This window comes from Paenibacillus sp. USHLN196 (assembly GCF_037144955.1).
Lineage (GTDB): Bacteria > Bacillota > Bacilli > Paenibacillales > Paenibacillaceae > Paenibacillus > Paenibacillus xylanexedens_C.
This window is the reverse complement of the sequence record NZ_JBBCYH010000001.1, coordinates 445,623-462,637: the sequence shown is the minus strand read 5'-3', so window position 1 is coordinate 462,637 and position 17,015 is coordinate 445,623. Positions and strand designations below refer to the sequence as shown.

Genomic DNA, 17,015 nt, shown 5'->3' with positions numbered 1-17,015 from the left:
ACCTGCCCGTTAATTGAATAGAGACACCCGATCATGTTGACCGGCTGCCCCCGTTGTGTTATTGAGCTATCATTTCCCGTTAGTTTCATCTTGTTTCTAAGTAGTAATCACATTAATATCATCTACCTTATAGCCATTAAGACCATCTCGTCGAAACGTCATTTGGACTATTTCTGGCTGCTCTCCTTTCATAACTGTCATTTCCAAAATAAAATTAGCCTCCAGATTATCCGTACCTTGGATTGGTAACACGCGGACGTTCGCGTACAAAAAGTTGTCGTGGTACTTTTGACGAAGAGTACTTATTATTTGAGGATTTAATTCAATTATCAGCGCCTGTTGGATTAAAGAGCATTTCATTGTATGTTTTAATGACAGGGTTTCTTCGCCTGAAGCTGGAGTTTTGATTAGCGAAGTTAACCCAAGCGCTAGAACGATTGTCAAAATTAACTTTTTCAAATGCAAGCACCTCTTAGTTGGGATGTTTTATTTTTCCCAAAAAGAGGAGTTGAATACGGTTTTGAATAAAACTGTCCATTACATGAACAAAGGCAACAAATCATGTAGATCGGCTGCCCCCTTGTTTTATTAAGCTATAGTCTCCCGTTAGTTGAATGAATATTTTACTTTTATAATCTCCAAATCCTCTCTTCTCTAAAAATAATCAAAAGTGGGGCTCGAATATTAATATGTTCTTATTATGTTGCATTAAGAATGAATTGTCCTTCTTCAGCTTTAATTTCAAAGAAGTACTTTGTATCTCTAATCAGGCCATCTAAATGCTTGCTGGTCCCAGGAGATACTTGGAATTCCTCAATAACAATAGCCCCTTTTGCATCTTTAACTCTCAATAACACGTTTCGGTCACTATTTGCATCATTAATGATGGCCTTATCCCAGAAAACAGTATCGTATTCAATTGAGTCTTTACCATCAAATATTATAGGATTCCATTCGTCTCTGGTATCTTCAGCATCAAAAACAGATGTTAATTTTGGCGAAAAATAATGATGAACATATCCTACATTGAGATAAATCTGATAAGAACAAACAAGAACTACTGTTACAATTAGTACTGAACCAATAAGGCCAAATATCTTAGATTTACTATTAACCATTTTTTTGATTCCTCCTTGTTAATTGTATTGTTAAACGTAAAAGGAGTGCAATTGCCCAAGAAGTTAATTTACTTTAGTTTACTTTTCTATAAAACTTAGAAAAAACCCTTTTACAACAGAACTAAACTGCTCGTTAGACGAACAAAAGCAACCGATCACATGGGTCAGCTGCTTTCATTGTTTTATTTACCTGCTGAAAAACTGTCGATTGACCTGTTCTATAAATGGAACTATACTTTGTAGCAAAGAAGGTGAGTAGATGAAACAAATAAGCAGTCGCTTTTCGATGGCAGTCCATATTCTCTCGATGATTACGTTGGATCCCCTATATAGTACAGGTGATCGGATTGCACGTAGCATCAACAGTAACCCTGTTGTAATTAGAAGGATTATGGCCCAGCTCAAAAAAGCAGGGTATATTGAAACAAAACCAGGAGTTGCAGGGGCCTCCCTTCTGGTATCGCCCGAAAGATTAACCCTGCTGGATATCTTTCAAGCGGTCGAATCTGTGGAAGGAAATCAGCTTTTCAATTTTCACAAGAATACTGACCCCAATTGCTCTGTAGGTATGAACATTGAATCGATACTATTACCAAAACTCTCTAATGCGCAGAAGGTCATGGAGCTTGAACTGGCTTCTGTTACCCTAGCTCAGATTGTGGAGCAAATACGAACAGAGGCAAATGTAAAATAAAGCTGCTCCTACGGTGTATGGAGTAGCTTTATTTTACATTTTTTAATTTTTCACCAATCAAACAGTAGCTTGCGCAGGCTCTACATATTCAATAAAACTGCCATCGGGATGCTGCACAAAAATGCTTGGACCAATAGGACCACACTGATCCCTTATGATAAGGGTATTTTGTTTTTTTAGTTCTTCCTTCAATTCGTTCATGGAATCCACATACACCACGGCACGGAGTGATTTAGCAGGCTCCATGGCATCGGGACTTCCAGATACAATAACGTAAGGATAGACTGTGGCTAAAGATAAGCCAGCTTCAGGAATGTCCCACGTCCGATCCATAGATCGGTTAGCAAGAGATTCATAATAAGCAACGGTTGATTCAAGTTGCTCGGTAAAAACGGGGATAAAATGATTTAAGATTTTCATGTTAACCTCCATTTTTTTGTTTTCTAACTATAACTACAATGGTTATAACTGTCTTAGTTATACAAAAACATTTTGATTTTGTCAATTTTTTTCGATGAGTATTCTCGTAATTTCGCTTATTGTTTCGTGTGCTGAAGTAAGATTCAACGTTTAGATATACGCCTAATCGGCAATAGGAACATATTTTTGTCCATTTCGGCTATCGGGTACAAGTTCCTGTCCTTGGCTCGGGACAAGAACTTGTACCGATAAAATAAAAAAAGCCGCTAAAATAGCGACTTCAATGTGACCATGTTCTTGTACCTCGACACGAGTTGCTAGCAGCATCCAGACCTTTCGCCCCTGTTTTGGTTTACCATCCGATAGCCGCACCATCGCAGCGGGGGTCTGTGCCCCCGAGCAGGAAGCCATTGTCATTGATCATAATGGCATGCGCATGTCCCATGACTCTAGCAAAATCTTCAACTGTGTGTACCTCGTGTCCGGCTAGCCGTAAACGCTGCTGCACTTCTGCCGCAATTCGGCCTTCCACTCTCAATTCTTGCGTTGCCTCTCCCCATGTTCTTCCCCACACCCAGCGGGGTTCACGCACAGCGATCTGGGGGGTCATGCGATAATCCACCATGCGGGTCAGCAGCGCGGTTTGTGTCTGCGGCTGACCTTCTCCTCCCTGGGTACCGTACAAAATATACGGCTTCCCATCGCGGCAAGCCATCGCTGGCATCAGGGTATGAAAAGTTCTTTTGCCTGGTTCAAGCCTGTTCACATGCGACGGTTCAAGAGAAAAGAACGAGCCCCGGTTCTGCAGCAAAATACCGGTGTCTCCCCCAACCACAGCCGAGCCGAACTCAAAATAGAGGCTTTGGATAAATGAAACGGCATTGCCCTCACTGTCTACTACTGCCGCATAAGCCGTATCATGGCCTACCGGCTGGGTATCCATCGGCAGAGCTCGCTCCATATCGATGCAGGCCGCCAGCTTCGCGGCATAGGATTTGGATAGCATCCGGTCCAGGGGAATGGAGGAAAATTGTGGGTCTGTCAAATAACGATCGCGGTCACGGAAGCTCAGCTTCAGCGCCTCCACAAGCAGGTGATAGTACTCATAGGAACCATGCTCTATACTCTCCAAATCAAACTGTTCGAGAATATGAAGCGCCATTATGCCAGTAAAGCCCTGTGAGTTCGGAGGGACTTGATAAAGATCAAGTCCTCGGTAACTCCCTTTGACCGGTTCCACCCATTCACCTGTGTGTCTCGCAAAGTCCTCCAGTGTCAGCAGACCGCCCTGCTCCTTAAGTGAGCGAACAATCTCCTGACCAACACTGCCTGAATAAAATACGTCTCGGCCCTGGTCCGCAACCTGCAGCAGGCTGCTTCCCAAAGCAGACTGCACAAAGCGGCTGCCTTGCTCCGGGATCTTGCCTCCGGGCAGATAGATGGCGGCTGTCTGTGGATAAGCTGCCAGCACATCGAAACGCTCGGCTGTATTGACATGCTGGTCCGGCGACAGCGGGAAGCCCTCCAGTGCATATTGGATCGCGGGCTCAAGCACCTCTGCCAGCGTCTTCAAGCCATATTCCTGCAATATGGCATCCCAGCCGTCCACCATACCCGGCACGGTAATGACACTTCGGGGTCCCCGCTGTGGGATGGCTGATTCGCCGGCAAAGCAGCTGGCGGTAATCCGGCTGCCCGAACGTCCACTCGCGTTATATGCCCTGACTTTTCTCTCTTCGGTGCTATACGTCAGCCAGAAGGAATCGCCTCCCAGTCCCGTCATATGTGGGTATACGACGGCAAGACAAGCGCTCACCGCCACGGCGGCATCAAAGGCGTTACCTCCTTGCTGCAAAATACGCGCTCCTGCGGCGCTGGCCAAAGAGTGAGGACTGACTACCATTGTCTGTGTGCCTGTGACTTGTGCAACCATCTTGCCACCCTCTTTCTCATCTGTGTTCAACTTACAGTAATCCCCTTTTGTTGCCAATCATGTTACCAAATCAGACGCAAACGTCTGCGCTGTATGCAAAGCAGACTGCCATCTGCCGGAGGCATACACCCAGCGACTCATTTTTGTACCTGATAGCAGCTGCGTGATATCCGAAGCATCCGTTACGACAAAGTTGCAGTCATGCCCTTCTTCTATTCCGTACCCGTCGCAGCCTGTGATCTCAGCAGGTGTCTCCGTGATCATCCGCAGCAGCTGTACTAAATCCTGTTCACTGCCCATATGGGCCGCATACGATGTGATTTGGGCGATCTGTATCAGATCCCCCCGGCCGAACGGATGGAACGGGTCTTGAATATTGTCGGAGGCCGCAGCAAGTGGAATGCCTTCTGCAAGCAGCTCGCGAATGCGTGTTGTGCCCCGTCTTACCAGGCCGCGATCTTCCCGTCCCTGAAGATACAGGTTCACCGCAGGCAGCGTTACCGCATTCAAACCAGCTTCCTTCATCTTCGCCATCACATGCTGTGCATCATTTTCCGTCATTGCGGACAACGAGCACAGATGATCTGCCGTCACTCTGCCCTGATAACCGTAGCGAATTGTATGCTCTGCGATGCTCAGCACGGTTTTTTTTCCGGGATTATCACTTTCATCTGCATGCAGATCAATGGGTACGCCGAAACGTTCCGCTAACCGAAAAATCCTGCCAATCTCCCGTTCAGGGTCGTCTGCCAGATGAGGGGCTCCACCCAGTACATCAATTCCCATCCGCAGTGCTTCCTCGATTGCCTCATCTGCTGCTTCATGATTGCCGCGGAACGGAACCATGAGCGCATATTGGATAGACATACTGCCCTTCAACTTCTCCCGTACTTCCAAGGCTGCCTCAATCGTCCGAAAGGCCACCTCTCTCCCCAAATGAACAGGGAAGTCAAGGTGGCTTCTTATAGTCGTGGTCCCGTAGCTCAGTGCCATTCTGGCGGCCGTCAGCATGCGTTCCGCCAGCTGCTCCTTGCTGAATGTCTGTACAGCCTGGCTGTAATTAAGAATGGCTTCATGAAGTGTGCCGGATCGGTTCGACACCTGCTCAAGCGAAAAAGCTTTATCCAGATGCATATGACAGTCAACCAGGCCAGGAAGCATTATGCCGCCCTGCAGATCGATGCAATCCGCGTCTGCCAACCGTTTTAGATCCGATCCGGCCTGATGCGGGACCAGCAGACGGGAAGCACCACTTTCCCGTGCAACAAGGAAACGGTCCTGCCGACGGACGCTAACCCATTTTCCATCCTTCGCCTTTACTTCATAAAGACACAGGTCTTCTCGGTGCGGAAGGCGAACATTAATGAAGCGCAGCTCTGCACTCATTGCGCGGTAGCCAGTGCCTGAAGCACGGCCAGATCCTCCTCATCCAGCTCGGTGGCAGGACCTGCTTTGATCATATCCGAGAACATTTCGTCCGGTACCATCGTCGTCAGACAATACAGACGTGTACTGCCCGTGTTGATAATATCGTGATGGTTGCCCGGTGGAATAATAATGAATGAGCCTTGGCGGATCGGAGTCTCATATTCGTTTCCAACTTTGGCAAGCCCCTCCCCTTTTAACACATAAAAATATTCATAAGCTTCCCGGTGTTCATTGGATGGAGTTCTGCCTCCAACCTCGAAGATCTCCACAAATGAAGTGAAAGGAACCTGCTCCCTGTCGCACAGTAAAATGAACTTGTTCGTATCCTGTGCGGAAATTTTGTGGACGGGACAATTCTCAAAGTTACCAGCAACCAGACCTGGAATGTTCACCATATACATTCAACCTCACTTTGATTGATTTAATTTATGCTTCGCTTTTCATCTTTTCAACGGCAGCTTCAAACAGGATATGTCCTGTTCAGTACTGCGAACAGCCGTGGTGGCAATCTTCAACCCACCTGTTCCCGTGCTGTTCGTCTCATCCCAGACACCGTTCGGATGCCGGGCGAATAACGGGAAGGCGCTGCCTGTCAACTCAAGCCGGACATACGAGCCAGCCGGCAGGGTAGCAGCCAAGGGACGCAGCCGAATCCGCGCCATTCTCCATTCATTGGAGGCATCTGCTCCTTCACTGCAGATTTCCGTGCGACCCACACTCAGTAGCCGGGCCGTCCCTTTCTCGGATACGGTCGTGAGGATGGCCACCAGATCCGTAGGTCCTCCCAATGTTTGGTACTGAACGGTCAATTCCGGGGACCCAAAAATCGGGATATCCTCTGCAAGCGGTCCTCCCGTATATACCAGAATCTCTTGCCGTTCCTGAATGGCAGCTCGGTCGGACGGCAGGTAAGAGTCCAGACGCATTGGCAGACGCGAGTCGAATACGAATACATCCGGCACAGCTTCCTCCACATCTTCCTTATGCTTTTCGAGTCTCCCCCCTCCTGCCGCACCGTTCGCCGGGGTCTGTGACCCCGACAGATAAAAAGATTCGGACGGAGAGGACCCATCCTCAAATACAGAAGGCAGCTGTTCCGCCGTATGCCATTCACGACTCAATTGGTCAAAATATCGGATCGGCAGTTCACCAGGCAATTCGATGTCTTCCTTGCCCTTCAGCCAATAATCAAACCAGCGCAGCTGCTCCAGATGATGACCACCATCCGCTTGCTCTCCATGGTCGATTCCGCCCGCTCTGCGTCCCCATGGAATGTGAGCCCACGGGCCGACAATGAGCCGATGGAAACAATCCGAAGTGGCCGTAGTTTGCAGAGCCTCGAACGACTGCAACGTGCCCATGAGGAAACCGTCATACCAGCCCCCAATATGCAACGCCGGCACCGGTTTCCGGGCGATCTCGTCGATCCAGTTCATCCGCTCCCAGTACTCATCGTACGTTTGATGACCAATCCAATCATAAAATGCGGGAAAGTATTGCTCTAGAATCGGATCTTTTTCATTCAATGGCATTTTCCAAAGCATCTCCTCGGGGCTGCGCATCAATCGGGAGCATTGCTCTGCCGTTTCGAAGTCACCCGCTCTTTGTGCCGTGTCACGAGCCAGCTGGAAAGCCCACGGCAGATGATTGCCAAGTGCGAAGGAGCCATGCGGGTAAAATAAGCCATGATACATGTCTGCCGGACACATGCTCGGTGCAATCGCCTTGAGCGCAGGGGGGTGAAGGGAAGCTGCTGCCCATTGTGTTAGGCCTTGATAAGAGAAACCGTACATGCCTACTTTCCCGGTCGAGCCGGACAGACCGGCTGCCCATTCGATGGTATCAAATCCGTCCTCTGCTTCTTGAACAAACGGATTAAATTCGCCTTCCGACTCTCCCCGCCCTCTAACGTCCTGGATTACTACGATGTACCCCTTACTGGCATACCAGACGGGATGGGCATGTGTAACGGTAGACGCAATGGACCGGCCGTAAGGCTGGCGCATCAGCAGCACAGGAAATTCTTCTGTCTCGTCCGGCAGGTATATATCTGAATACAACGTTATGCCGTCGCGCATCGTGCAAGGAACCTTTCGGCGGATGACCACATTTCCAAATTTCATGCAACTCGCTCCTTTGCTGTAGATACGGATTGACTATAAAAATCCGCATGGCACGTTAACTGCTGCAGGTTGCGCCATTCTTCCGTCACCCGTTGATCAGACACCGCTAACAGCCGAACGCTTTAATTTCTCCTGATTCAAAATTCCCTTCGGATCGTTACGATGTTTGATTTCCCACAAACGATCATGGGCGTATGATCGCCCGCCTTCCTTCAAATCCCAAGTATGTGGATTATTGACTATAACCCGATTTTCCTCGTAAAGTTCCATCAACTGATTCAGGTTTTCCTCCGTTGTGAAGGGAACCAGTGGCAGGCCAGAGATCAGCAAATTTCCGTTTTGCCGGGCAAATTCGATATGATTCATCACTTCCGGATATTCCTTTTTCATAGATGAGATTTGCTCAAGGGCACAGGATGGATCAAAATTCAGCTGCAGGTAGGTTAAGCCGGGGTCTGCCTTGCGCGCCCACAAAGTCGTATGATTCCATGTGAAATCGGAGACCCCTACACCTTTGTGATACTGCTCGGCAGAGACCTTCATAACCATATGACCTTCATATTCCGGTAGGATACGTTCAAGTTGGGATTCGTTAGCTGTATCCACTTCAAGCAATACAACAGCACGACCAGCGGGGAGATCAAGCGGAAGAAAATAGGACGGAACCGGCCATTCATGAATGGAGATTAGCCTTTTCACCAAGGAAGTGTCCTCAGCAACCGACTGCCCGAAGCGAAAAGCCTGTTCAAACCTGTCAAAGGTTACTGCCCACTGCATCCATTCCACCCGGGGAGCCAGATTGATTTCCACTTCGGATAAAATGCCGATTGTACCGTAAGTATGCAGGTAAGGCAGCACTTCGTCCCCCTGGAGCTCAATGGTACGGGGATGAACCTCAACGGTCTTGATTTTTAGAGAACGTACCAGCCCATCCCAGATCGTCCCCCAGCTGATCGAACCGATACCGCCAAAACCGCCGCATAAAAAACCGCCGATCGTCGCTGATTGAAAGGTGGAAGGCATCGTGCGCAGCTCATACCCTGCCTTGCGGGCAGTGGATTCCATTTTGCCGAGTCTAGCCCCGGCCTGGATCCGCATCGTGCCTTCTCCCATTTCGAGCACCTTGTTGTATTTGGCCAGATTCAGGACGATTCCGCCTGTGACCGGAACGCATTGACCGTAGTTGCCGGTGCCGTTCCCCCTGATGGTCAGCGGAACTCCCAGCTCTGCTGCAATGGAGAGCAGATCGTCAAGCTCTTCCTCGGTGCGCGGACTGGCGATGCACTCGGCGACCTTCCCCTGCAGCTGACTGGCCAGCACAGGAGAGAAGTGATGATAATCCATCGAATATTTGGCAAGCGCCGCCTCCTCCCACTGCAGCAATTCCGGATCCATGCGTTCTTTCAATACGGCTATCCAATGTTCATTCATTCGGTTCCCCTCCCGTATGTTGTAAAACTGATCTCCTAAAGGAATCTCTTAGGAATTCGGCAAGAACTCATCCGTAAATACTTTGCTGACATCAGGCTCCTCTTTCAATGCCCCAATCTCCTTTAGCTGCTTTCCGAGCTCCGCCCAGCGTTCCTCTGTCATGTAACCAACACCGTGTTCCGCCGCATCACCTTCGTACACGAACGGGATAAGCGTTTCAGCGGCATAGTTCAGCTTTTCTTTCGTAAAATCAGGGTTTTCCTTTAAAATGACGTCATTCACGGTATCATAATTGGTCTTGTAATAATCCCAGCCCTTCATCGAAGCCTCGACATAACCACGCACAATATCAGGATGATCCTGGATATACTGCTCCGTGGTGAACAGCACATTGGAATACGGGTTATAACCGGCATCCGCCAGTAGTAGGAAATCAATGTCTACATTCTGCTGCTTCATCTCGTACGGCTCACTGGTTACATATCCCTGAATGGCAACCGTTTCATTGGCTACAAAAGGAGCCAGAGAACCGGTATAAGCCAATTCCTTCACGTTACCCAATTGGTATTTACTCTTCACAAAATCCCAGAACACCGAGCCCGTTCCCACGTAAACAGAGCGGTTGTTCAAATCGGCCAGGGAGGACATGTTCTGGTTGGCATGAACCATAAGTCCCTGCGGGCTTTTCTGGAATATCGTCGCAATCGCTACAAGGGGGATTCCTTCTTCACGAGCGACCAGCAATTGATCCGCTGTAGCAAGTCCGAACTGCGCCTTGCCGGAAGCCACGATCTGTGTTGGAGACACCTGCGGACCACCTGCTTGGATGGTCATATCGAGACCAGCCTCATTGTAATATCCTTGTTCCTTTGCCGCATATAGACCCCCATGCTCCGCTTGTGCAAACCAGTTCGTCACCTGTGTAATTTCCGTGAGTTCCTCGGTTCCCCCCGTAGCAGAGGCATTCTGAGCAGTTGGCTGATTCCCGCAAGCCGCAAGCAATGTGGATAAGGAAAACAGTGCTGCGAGTAAAACTACAGTGCCCTTTTGTCTGTACTTGTTCATCTCATTACCACTCCCCAAGGAAAATTACTGATGATTTATTTTACTTCCCCTACCGGATTTCGAAGCGTCATAAAGCCACTGATTCTACACTCTGCGACATCTCCTTGCTGAATCCGGACGGAACCAGGTGTGCCCGTCATGATCACATCTCCCGGATGGAGAGTCATCATCTGTGAAAAATACGAGACAATGAACCATGGATGATAAATCATGCGAGACACCGTATTGCTATGAATAACCTCGTCATTCAACACAGTTTCAACGACGAGGCTCTGCAGATCGCCTATTTCGTCAGGTGTTATTAGCTGTGGTCCAAGACTGAAAAATGTATCGAATACCTTGGATCGCTGCAGGAATCTGGGGTTCCGTGCGTGAATGTCCTGGTTAGTCATATCCAGCGTTGCGGCAAAACCGGCAATAACCTCCTGCGCACGTTCTTCCGGCACATTTTTACAGCTTCGGCCGATGATAATGCCAAGCTCTGCTTCTGATGTCACATTTACATCCTGAGCTGTCAGCTGGATATACTCTTCCGGTCCGATCAGGCTTGAGTCCGGCTTCATGAAGCAGACCGGCTCACGCTCTGGAGGAGTGGATGCAAGATCGATCGCTTTCTGCACATAATTCATGCCAATTCCCCAGATCTTACGAGGGTGGCGGAAGAGAGGAGCAGGTGTGGCTTCCTCTGAAGGTATGAAAGGGATAGATGAAATTGTTCTGTCCCCGTGCTTCTGATACCACTGGACAAGCTCCTCTAGCTGGCCTTGCTGCAAGACTTCCATTATGGAGGTTCCCCATGTGCTTCCTTCCACCCTGTTGATCTCCTCCAGAAGAAAGAATCGTCCCCCGTGTTCAATCGCTGCCTGTTCACCATCGTCGTGTTTCAGACTGACGAGCTTCACGGGGTGCTTCCTGCTGGCTGCTGAACCGGTTCAGTCCCGCGGACATCGGTGATTTCAAAATCACACAGTTCCTCCAGCGCCTCCGACAAAATCGTTGAGATTCTATCCTGAATAATGCTGCCTTTTTCAGGTGTGGCCGTCGTAGCATCACCAGCAATGCCGGTAGCGGAGATGTCAGCCATCTTCCAGGCGAAGCGAATTTTCCCTTCTAATGTAAGAAAGCGGTAAGAGGACATATCAGGAAGCTCTTTGACGAGGAACTCCTTCTTCACCCAGTCCGGTTTGATGGACATTACGAGAGAAGTTTCATAATCGCCACCATGAATACCGTATTCCAGCTCCTCGGAAGACAGGAGATCCTCTGCTACATTCAGACTGCTGGGACTGAGATAGAAAACCATCATCCCCGTTCTGATCCGTATTTCTCGGGATACCGTATTCAGCAAATCCACGTTGCCGCCATGGGTATTAAACAACAGCAACTTGCGAAAACCACTGGCCTTCAGACTTTCTGCAATGTCCAGCATGATGGCATGCAGTGTGCTCGCCGATAAGGAAATGGTGCCCGGAAGACCGATATGTTCATTGCTTTTGCCATACGAGACCGGAGGCAGCAGCCAGATCTCCTTATCCGCTCGCACCCGCTCCAGCGTTTGTGTTAATGTCGCTTCCCCAATCAGAGTGTCCGTATATACAGGCAGATGGGGTCCATGCTGCTCCACAGCTCCGACCGGCAGAATAACCAGCGCCTTATCCTTCGGCAGTTCTTGGACCTGTTTGCTTGTCAGACGGGGCAAAAAGCGCTCCTCCCACGCTGTTCCTTCATATCGTTGAAACATAACTGACACCCTTTCTCCTGTGGCTTTGATGTTCTTTCCGCGTAGCTTAATGTCCTTATTTATCGAATGATGCTCTTATCCTTTTACTGCTGAATTTACCGCTGGAAAAAGGGATGTGGCCCATTCCAGCAGACGTTGATCCTGTCCCGGACCGGCGATGATCGAAATACCGACCGGGCAACCCAGTACCTCGGCAGCGGGGATCGTAAGCTGGGGCAGACCCGACAAGCCGGCAATGCAGGTCAACCGCATCGTTTTTACTCTTCGTTCTTCAATTAAAGGTCCTCCCATTCCCAGCTTCGGGGCCGCTCCAGTCGTCGTTGGAATCACAAGCACCGTATCTGTTCTGAGCAGGTCAGCCATGTGCTTGCATACCTCAATTCGGCGTTTGGTTGCCTTCTCCTGATCGGCACGTTCAACGGTGCTTGCCCAGGAGAATCGCCCGGCTGTATCTGGTCCGAAGATCGGCTGCTCACGTTCAATCCACGCCCTGTGCTCCTGCCATATTTCATAGCCCTGGATCGTCCTGAACATGGTCATCCATTCAGGCAGACCCTGCGGGGCGATGCGAATAGTTTCATGGCTCGCAGCCAGGCCGCTCAGCAACTTCAGGTAAGGGGTAAGTGCCTCTTTGCTCTCAGTGTCAGCCAGCTCCCACGCATCCTCACCGATGAGCACCCGGCTAAAGCCTGTACCCGAGTCTGTATGCGGCAAAAGCACTTCACCTACCCGGCACAGCGTCTCGAGATCGCGTGCCATCCAGCCAACGGTGTCGAAGCTGGGAGCGAGTGGGATAACGCCTTTCTCGGAGACAATGCCATGCGATGGACGCATTCCATAAATTCCACAGTACGAAGATGGCACACGTACCGATCCTCCCGTATCCGTTCCAAGGGAAAAGTCAGCAAGCCCAGCGGCGACAGCAACCGCCGATCCGCTAGATGAACCGCCAGGGATAAGATCGGGTGCCCTTGGATTCACTGGTGTTCCATAATGAACATTTTCACCATTCAAGCTGAACATCAGCTCATCCGTATGCGTCATCCCCGTTAGTCGTGCTCCTTGCTGCAATAGCAGGTTGAGTGTTTCCGCGTGTTCCGTCGCCGGCTCATGCGTCTGGAGCCAACATGGATTACCGGCGCCATTTGTAATGTCACGTACGGCAAACACATCCTTGACCATAAAGCTGAGTCCGTTCAGCCTACCCTGTCCTGTCGGTTCAACTACCATCTGGTTGACAATGGCGTTCCATTGGTCCTTCATTGCGTCATCCCATCCTTCCGCTCAGCCTTCTAGCGATGCCAGCTTTTCCGATGTGTTTCTCTCTATAGGGGTCGCTGCCCCGCTCAGCTCTTTTACCAACCAGGTGGAATCCGTAACGAAGCCATAACATTGCTTGATATTGTACAATGTCGCTTCTATGCAGAAATCTGGGGAGCTTGTTGCCGAGCAATCCTCCAGAAGTATGCCGTCATATCCGAGACAAGCTGCGTCCTGCAGGGTATGCATGACACACTGATCGAGATTTACCCCGGCAAACAACACCGTTTGAATATTGAGATTGCGTAGAATACTGTCCAGTGGTGTATCCCAAAACCCACTCATGCGGTATTTATCCACATAGATATCATCGGGGGATGAATCCAAGCCATCGACAATTGCCGTTCCCCAACTGCCTTTCTCCAGCACCTTGGAGCCGTTCCCCGGCAGCGGGTCCCCGATGCCGTTGCCCCGTCCATCCAAATTGTACACATGGAGTACGGATGGCGGCACGTTCATTCGGTCTTCCCGGTTGCCCCAGTTCACCCATATTATAGGCACTCCCGCTTTGCGCAGCTCGGGCACCAGTCGGTTCAGCCGGCTGACCGGGTTAAGGAGCGGCGAGGTATCGACCCCAATGGAATCCAGCCATCCACCCGGTGTACAGAAATCATTCTGCATATCGATGACAATAACTGCCGTATGCTCGAGATCAAATATGACTTCCTGCGGCTGTGCAGGGAGGGTTACTGACTTGCCATACTTTTGCGTTCGCCTTAGATCCACCAGCGTTTCGGACACTTGCCAATAGCTCTTTCGATTTCCAAGTTTGAACATATAAAGTCCCCTCATTTTTCTGAAATTTCTGATTTGAGGCATCAAATACTTTTGGTCCAGGTTTATGGCTTCATCAGATACTCGGTTGTAAACGCCTGGGTAACATCTAGTGCCTTCGTTAATCCTCCGCCCTTGATCATCTGATCCTGCAGGGTGCTCCAGCGTTCCTTTGTCATGTAACCAATACCATTTGCCTCGGAATCCTTGTTAAGAATAAAGGGTTTTTCCTGCACTGCCTCGTAATTCATTGCTTCTACCGTCATATCGGGATTGTAGGTTTGAATAAACGGGTTTACCTTTTCATAGTTGTCTAGATAATAGCTCCAACCTTTCTGACTTGCCTGCACCACAGCTTCAATGACATCAGGGTGCTCTTTGAGGTAATCTTCAGTCGTAAAAAGAACGTCTGCATAGTTCGCATAACCGGAATCGGCGATTTTCAGATAGTCCACCTCAACCCCCTGCTGAGAAAGTGCGTAAGGCTCATTCGTGATGTAACCCTGATTGAGCGAACGGGGATCATTGATAAAATTGACAAGCTGCCCGTTATACTTCATTTCTTTTACATCTGTCAGATTGTATTGGCTCTTGATATATTCCCAGTAAGGCACCGCTGTACCGATGTATACGGTTTTGCCGTTCAGGTCTGTGAAATCCTGAATGTTCTCCCCCTTGTGGTACATCAGAACCTGCGGTGTGCTTTGAAAACCGGCAAGGATACCGACAACAGGGATTCCCTGTTCCCGCGCCTTCAAAATTTCATCCGCATAAGAGATGCCGAATTCAGCTTTGCCAGCAGCGACAAGCTGCATGGTTGACACCTCGGGGCCTCCGGGCTGAATCGTCATGTCGATCCCTTTGTCCTTATAAAAGTTCTGCTGCAAAGCCGCAAAATAGCCTCCATCTTCTCCTTTGGCGTACCAGCCCTCGATCAGTTTCACCTGCTTCAAATCTGTTCCGGCTTCCCCTCTCGCCGGGGCGGCGGATTGTAGAGCGGAAGAGTTGGAGCATGCGCTCAGAAGCAGTATGATCAAAGAAGTAGCCGACAGCAGCCATTTCTTGTAACGAAAGTTCATATGATGTTTGGACATGTTGGATATCTCCCCCGGTTCTGGTATCATTTCATTGCTGATTCATGCCAGGACTTCAAAAGTTTGTTCGACACCATGTTGATGATCAAGAAAAATGCGATTCCTAGGGCGGATGCCGCTAAACCGCAGGCGAACAGATAAGGAGTTTGCAGGCGGGTTGCCGCAACGGTAATCCCGTAACCGAGTCCGCCTTGTCCGCCACCAATGCCTGCAATGTATTCACCCACGATCGCTCCGACAACCGAACTGGAGCATGAAATTTTCAGCCCTGCCATAATGTACGGGAGTGCCGCCGGAAATCTCAGCCTCCAAATGGTTTGCAGCTTGCTTGCATTATACAAATAGAATAAATTCTTCATGTTCTGATCCGTTGAGTTCAATCCGATCAGTGTATTCGATAAAATCGGGAAAAAGCTAATTAAGAATGAGATGATCACAATGGCATTTATTCCCGCTCCGAACCAGATCACAATGATTGGCGCTACCGCAACGACCGGTATAGTTTGCAAGATAATAGCATATGGATATACACTTTTTTCCACTGTTTTGGACAGGGCCAGCAAAATGGCTAATGAAATACCGAGCACTACACTGATCGTAAAACCGATCAACGCCTCAACAATGGTTGTGCTTACCGACGTAATCAGATTCGTGAAGTTCTCAGCAGCGGCTGTGGCAATATCGGATGGCTTGGGCAAGATATACGGGGGCATTCCCAGTAGCCGCACGATTAATTCCCATCCGCCGATAAACAGGACGAACACGACTATTGGCGGCAGAATTTTTTTCAGCAGTCCAATGACTTGGCTCTCTTCTGCCGGATGATGGCCGCGGGCATTGTCCTTCCCAGAAGCTCGGATACCTGGTGTCGTTTCAACGGCTGGATTAGCTACCATCTCTTCCATCTTGCTTCCCTCTCCTCTCATTTCTGGCTATCAATGTTTCAGTACATTGGACACGCTGCGCACATATTCACCGAATTCAGGCTGGGTCCGGAATTCGTCATCCCTCGGATAAGCAAACGGAATATCGATGAAATCCGAAATTTTACCGGGACGAGGCGTCATCACCACGACTTTCGTCGATAGGAACACACTTTCAAACACGTTATGCGTAATGAACAGAACCGACATCTTTTTGTCCTGTTCCCAAATATTTAGCAGTTCATTCTGCAGCGTCTGCCTTGTAATTTCATCAAGGGCGCCAAACGGTTCGTCCATTAACAGCAGCTTGGGACGGGATATCAACGCTCGTGCAATAGATACCCTCATCTTCATTCCGCCTGACAACTCACGGGGCAGCACCTTCATATAATCCTTCAGGCCTACCAGCTCAAGAACCCGCTCCCCTTCGGTAACACGCTCCTTCCTAGATACGCCACGCAAAGTAAGAGGCATGGTGACATTATCAATTAGCTTGGCCCATGGTAGCAGGGTATGCTCCTGAAATACAAAGGCAATCTCATTCTGTTTACGTGCTTCCTTTGGCGTGGTACCCAGCACGGTCAGGTGACCGGAGGTCGGTTCCGTCAAACCGGCAATCATATTAAAGATGGTAGATTTCCCGCAACCGGAAGGGCCGACAAAACACAGAAATTCCCCTTCCCCCACATGCAGATTCGCATGCTGCACAGCTACAGTGCCATTGGGGTAGATTTTGCCGACATCATCGATTACAAGCATGGAACGGCTGTCCTTTTGGGCCGCTGCCTGTTGATTTTGGGTGAGCTGCATCTGAATCCCCTCTTCTCTTTGAAGTTGGTCCTATCATAAAGCCAAAAAATAAGCGTGTAAATATTCCTCACACAATTTTGGTTTTTTATCTAACGGTATACGCTTTACATTGGTTCAAAAACAGTGAAAATCATATATCGA

General features: G+C 49.3%; 18 protein-coding genes. 1 reads left to right on the top strand and 17 read right to left on the bottom strand.

Annotation, left to right across the window (positions count from 1 at the left end; all coding sequences use genetic code 11):
- Nucleotides 1-96: 96 nt before the first annotated feature.
- Both WFI24_RS01950 and WFI24_RS01945 read right to left on the bottom strand, forming a co-directional pair.
- Complete coding sequence (locus WFI24_RS01950; RefSeq protein ID WP_336758333.1) at nucleotides 97-459, bottom strand: hypothetical protein; 363 nt, start codon at nucleotides 457-459, stop codon at nucleotides 97-99.
- Nucleotides 460-698: 239 nt separating this feature from the next.
- The gene (locus WFI24_RS01945) at nucleotides 699-1,118 is read right to left on the bottom strand and encodes a hypothetical protein (RefSeq protein WP_336758332.1); all 420 of its coding nucleotides are present in this window, start codon (nucleotides 1,116-1,118) and stop codon (nucleotides 699-701) included.
- A 259-nt stretch (nucleotides 1,119-1,377) separates the two neighbouring features.
- Here WFI24_RS01945 and WFI24_RS01940 point away from each other — a divergent pair, with 259 nt between their 5' ends.
- Nucleotides 1,378-1,812 (top strand): Rrf2 family transcriptional regulator, encoded by a 435-nt coding sequence (locus WFI24_RS01940; RefSeq protein ID WP_336758330.1) that lies wholly within the window; start codon nucleotides 1,378-1,380, stop codon nucleotides 1,810-1,812.
- Nucleotides 1,813-1,869: 57 nt separating this feature from the next.
- Here WFI24_RS01940 and WFI24_RS01935 read toward each other — a convergent pair whose 3' ends face one another.
- The 15 genes from WFI24_RS01935 to WFI24_RS01865 form a co-directional block, all read right to left on the bottom strand.
- Nucleotides 1,870-2,232: a VOC family protein gene (locus tag WFI24_RS01935; RefSeq protein ID WP_145321572.1), complete on the bottom strand. Its 363-nt coding sequence runs from the start codon at nucleotides 2,230-2,232 to the stop codon at nucleotides 1,870-1,872.
- Between the two features lie 162 nt (nucleotides 2,233-2,394).
- On the bottom strand, nucleotides 2,395-2,559 hold the full coding sequence (locus WFI24_RS01930) for a hypothetical protein (protein WP_336758329.1): 165 nt from the start codon (nucleotides 2,557-2,559) through the stop codon (nucleotides 2,395-2,397).
- A gap of 25 nt (nucleotides 2,560-2,584) precedes the next feature.
- The gene (gene ggt, locus WFI24_RS01925) at nucleotides 2,585-4,165 is read right to left on the bottom strand and encodes a gamma-glutamyltransferase (protein WP_336758761.1); all 1,581 of its coding nucleotides are present in this window, start codon (nucleotides 4,163-4,165) and stop codon (nucleotides 2,585-2,587) included.
- A 57-nt stretch (nucleotides 4,166-4,222) separates the two neighbouring features.
- A complete protein-coding gene (locus WFI24_RS01920) occupies nucleotides 4,223-5,551 on the bottom strand; it encodes an amidohydrolase family protein (RefSeq protein WP_336758328.1) in 1,329 nt (442 codons plus the stop codon).
- Nucleotides 5,548-5,988: a cupin domain-containing protein gene (locus WFI24_RS01915; RefSeq protein ID WP_090898515.1), complete on the bottom strand. Its 441-nt coding sequence runs from the start codon at nucleotides 5,986-5,988 to the stop codon at nucleotides 5,548-5,550. The genes WFI24_RS01920 and WFI24_RS01915 overlap by 4 nt, the downstream gene beginning before the upstream one ends.
- Nucleotides 5,989-6,033: 45 nt before the next feature.
- The gene (locus WFI24_RS01910) at nucleotides 6,034-7,716 is read right to left on the bottom strand and encodes a CocE/NonD family hydrolase (RefSeq protein WP_336758324.1); all 1,683 of its coding nucleotides are present in this window, start codon (nucleotides 7,714-7,716) and stop codon (nucleotides 6,034-6,036) included.
- Between the two features lie 96 nt (nucleotides 7,717-7,812).
- Nucleotides 7,813-9,147 (bottom strand): FAD-binding oxidoreductase, encoded by a 1,335-nt coding sequence (locus tag WFI24_RS01905; protein ID WP_336758322.1) that lies wholly within the window; start codon nucleotides 9,145-9,147, stop codon nucleotides 7,813-7,815.
- Between the two features lie 48 nt (nucleotides 9,148-9,195).
- Nucleotides 9,196-10,212 carry an ABC transporter substrate-binding protein gene (locus WFI24_RS01900; protein ID WP_336758320.1) on the bottom strand — a complete coding sequence of 339 codons (1,017 nt, stop codon included), beginning with the start codon at nucleotides 10,210-10,212 and terminating at the stop codon, nucleotides 9,196-9,198.
- Nucleotides 10,213-10,247: 35 nt separating this feature from the next.
- Nucleotides 10,248-11,114, bottom strand: a complete 867-nt coding sequence (locus WFI24_RS01895; RefSeq protein WP_336758318.1) for a fumarylacetoacetate hydrolase family protein — start codon at nucleotides 11,112-11,114, stop codon at nucleotides 10,248-10,250.
- Entirely contained in the window at nucleotides 11,111-11,953 is an 843-nt protein-coding gene (locus WFI24_RS01890) for a creatininase family protein (RefSeq protein WP_336758316.1), read from the bottom strand. The genes WFI24_RS01895 and WFI24_RS01890 overlap by 4 nt, the downstream gene beginning before the upstream one ends.
- 75 nt (nucleotides 11,954-12,028) lie before the next feature.
- Complete coding sequence (locus WFI24_RS01885; protein ID WP_336758315.1) at nucleotides 12,029-13,216, bottom strand: amidase; 1,188 nt, start codon at nucleotides 13,214-13,216, stop codon at nucleotides 12,029-12,031.
- Nucleotides 13,217-13,237: 21 nt separating this feature from the next.
- Nucleotides 13,238-14,050 (bottom strand): cysteine hydrolase family protein, encoded by an 813-nt coding sequence (locus WFI24_RS01880; RefSeq protein WP_336758313.1) that lies wholly within the window; start codon nucleotides 14,048-14,050, stop codon nucleotides 13,238-13,240.
- A gap of 62 nt (nucleotides 14,051-14,112) precedes the next feature.
- The gene (locus WFI24_RS01875; RefSeq protein ID WP_336758311.1) at nucleotides 14,113-15,141 is read right to left on the bottom strand and encodes an ABC transporter substrate-binding protein; all 1,029 of its coding nucleotides are present in this window, start codon (nucleotides 15,139-15,141) and stop codon (nucleotides 14,113-14,115) included.
- A gap of 26 nt (nucleotides 15,142-15,167) precedes the next feature.
- Nucleotides 15,168-16,046, bottom strand: a complete 879-nt coding sequence (locus WFI24_RS01870; RefSeq protein WP_336758309.1) for an ABC transporter permease — start codon at nucleotides 16,044-16,046, stop codon at nucleotides 15,168-15,170.
- 30 nt (nucleotides 16,047-16,076) lie between these two features.
- Nucleotides 16,077-16,874, bottom strand: a complete 798-nt coding sequence (locus tag WFI24_RS01865; RefSeq protein WP_336758307.1) for an ABC transporter ATP-binding protein — start codon at nucleotides 16,872-16,874, stop codon at nucleotides 16,077-16,079.
- Nucleotides 16,875-17,015 lie beyond the last annotated feature (141 nt).

What these genes read in the sequence shown, in the direction of transcription:
- WFI24_RS01945 (WP_336758332.1), bottom strand. Translation starts at nt 1,118, where the DNA reads ATGGTTAATAGTAAATCTAAGATATTTGGCCTTATTGGTTCAGTACTA.
- WFI24_RS01940 (WP_336758330.1), top strand. Translation starts at nt 1,378, where the DNA reads ATGAAACAAATAAGCAGTCGCTTTTCGATGGCAGTCCATATTCTCTCG.
- WFI24_RS01935 (WP_145321572.1), bottom strand. Translation starts at nt 2,232, where the DNA reads ATGAAAATCTTAAATCATTTTATCCCCGTTTTTACCGAGCAACTTGAA.
- WFI24_RS01930 (WP_336758329.1), bottom strand. Translation starts at nt 2,559, where the DNA reads ATGCTGCTAGCAACTCGTGTCGAGGTACAAGAACATGGTCACATTGAA.
- ggt (WP_336758761.1), bottom strand. Translation starts at nt 4,165, where the DNA reads ATGGTTGCACAAGTCACAGGCACACAGACAATGGTAGTCAGTCCTCAC.
- WFI24_RS01920 (WP_336758328.1), bottom strand. Translation starts at nt 5,551, where the DNA reads ATGAGTGCAGAGCTGCGCTTCATTAATGTTCGCCTTCCGCACCGAGAA.
- WFI24_RS01915 (WP_090898515.1), bottom strand. Translation starts at nt 5,988, where the DNA reads ATGGTGAACATTCCAGGTCTGGTTGCTGGTAACTTTGAGAATTGTCCC.
- WFI24_RS01910 (WP_336758324.1), bottom strand. Translation starts at nt 7,716, where the DNA reads ATGAAATTTGGAAATGTGGTCATCCGCCGAAAGGTTCCTTGCACGATG.
- WFI24_RS01905 (WP_336758322.1), bottom strand. Translation starts at nt 9,147, where the DNA reads ATGAATGAACATTGGATAGCCGTATTGAAAGAACGCATGGATCCGGAA.
- WFI24_RS01900 (WP_336758320.1), bottom strand. Translation starts at nt 10,212, where the DNA reads ATGAACAAGTACAGACAAAAGGGCACTGTAGTTTTACTCGCAGCACTG.
- WFI24_RS01890 (WP_336758316.1), bottom strand. Translation starts at nt 11,953, where the DNA reads ATGTTTCAACGATATGAAGGAACAGCGTGGGAGGAGCGCTTTTTGCCC.
- WFI24_RS01885 (WP_336758315.1), bottom strand. Translation starts at nt 13,216, where the DNA reads ATGAAGGACCAATGGAACGCCATTGTCAACCAGATGGTAGTTGAACCG.
- WFI24_RS01880 (WP_336758313.1), bottom strand. Translation starts at nt 14,050, where the DNA reads ATGTTCAAACTTGGAAATCGAAAGAGCTATTGGCAAGTGTCCGAAACG.
- WFI24_RS01875 (WP_336758311.1), bottom strand. Translation starts at nt 15,141, where the DNA reads ATGTCCAAACATCATATGAACTTTCGTTACAAGAAATGGCTGCTGTCG.
- WFI24_RS01870 (WP_336758309.1), bottom strand. Translation starts at nt 16,046, where the DNA reads ATGGAAGAGATGGTAGCTAATCCAGCCGTTGAAACGACACCAGGTATC.
- WFI24_RS01865 (WP_336758307.1), bottom strand. Translation starts at nt 16,874, where the DNA reads ATGCAGCTCACCCAAAATCAACAGGCAGCGGCCCAAAAGGACAGCCGT.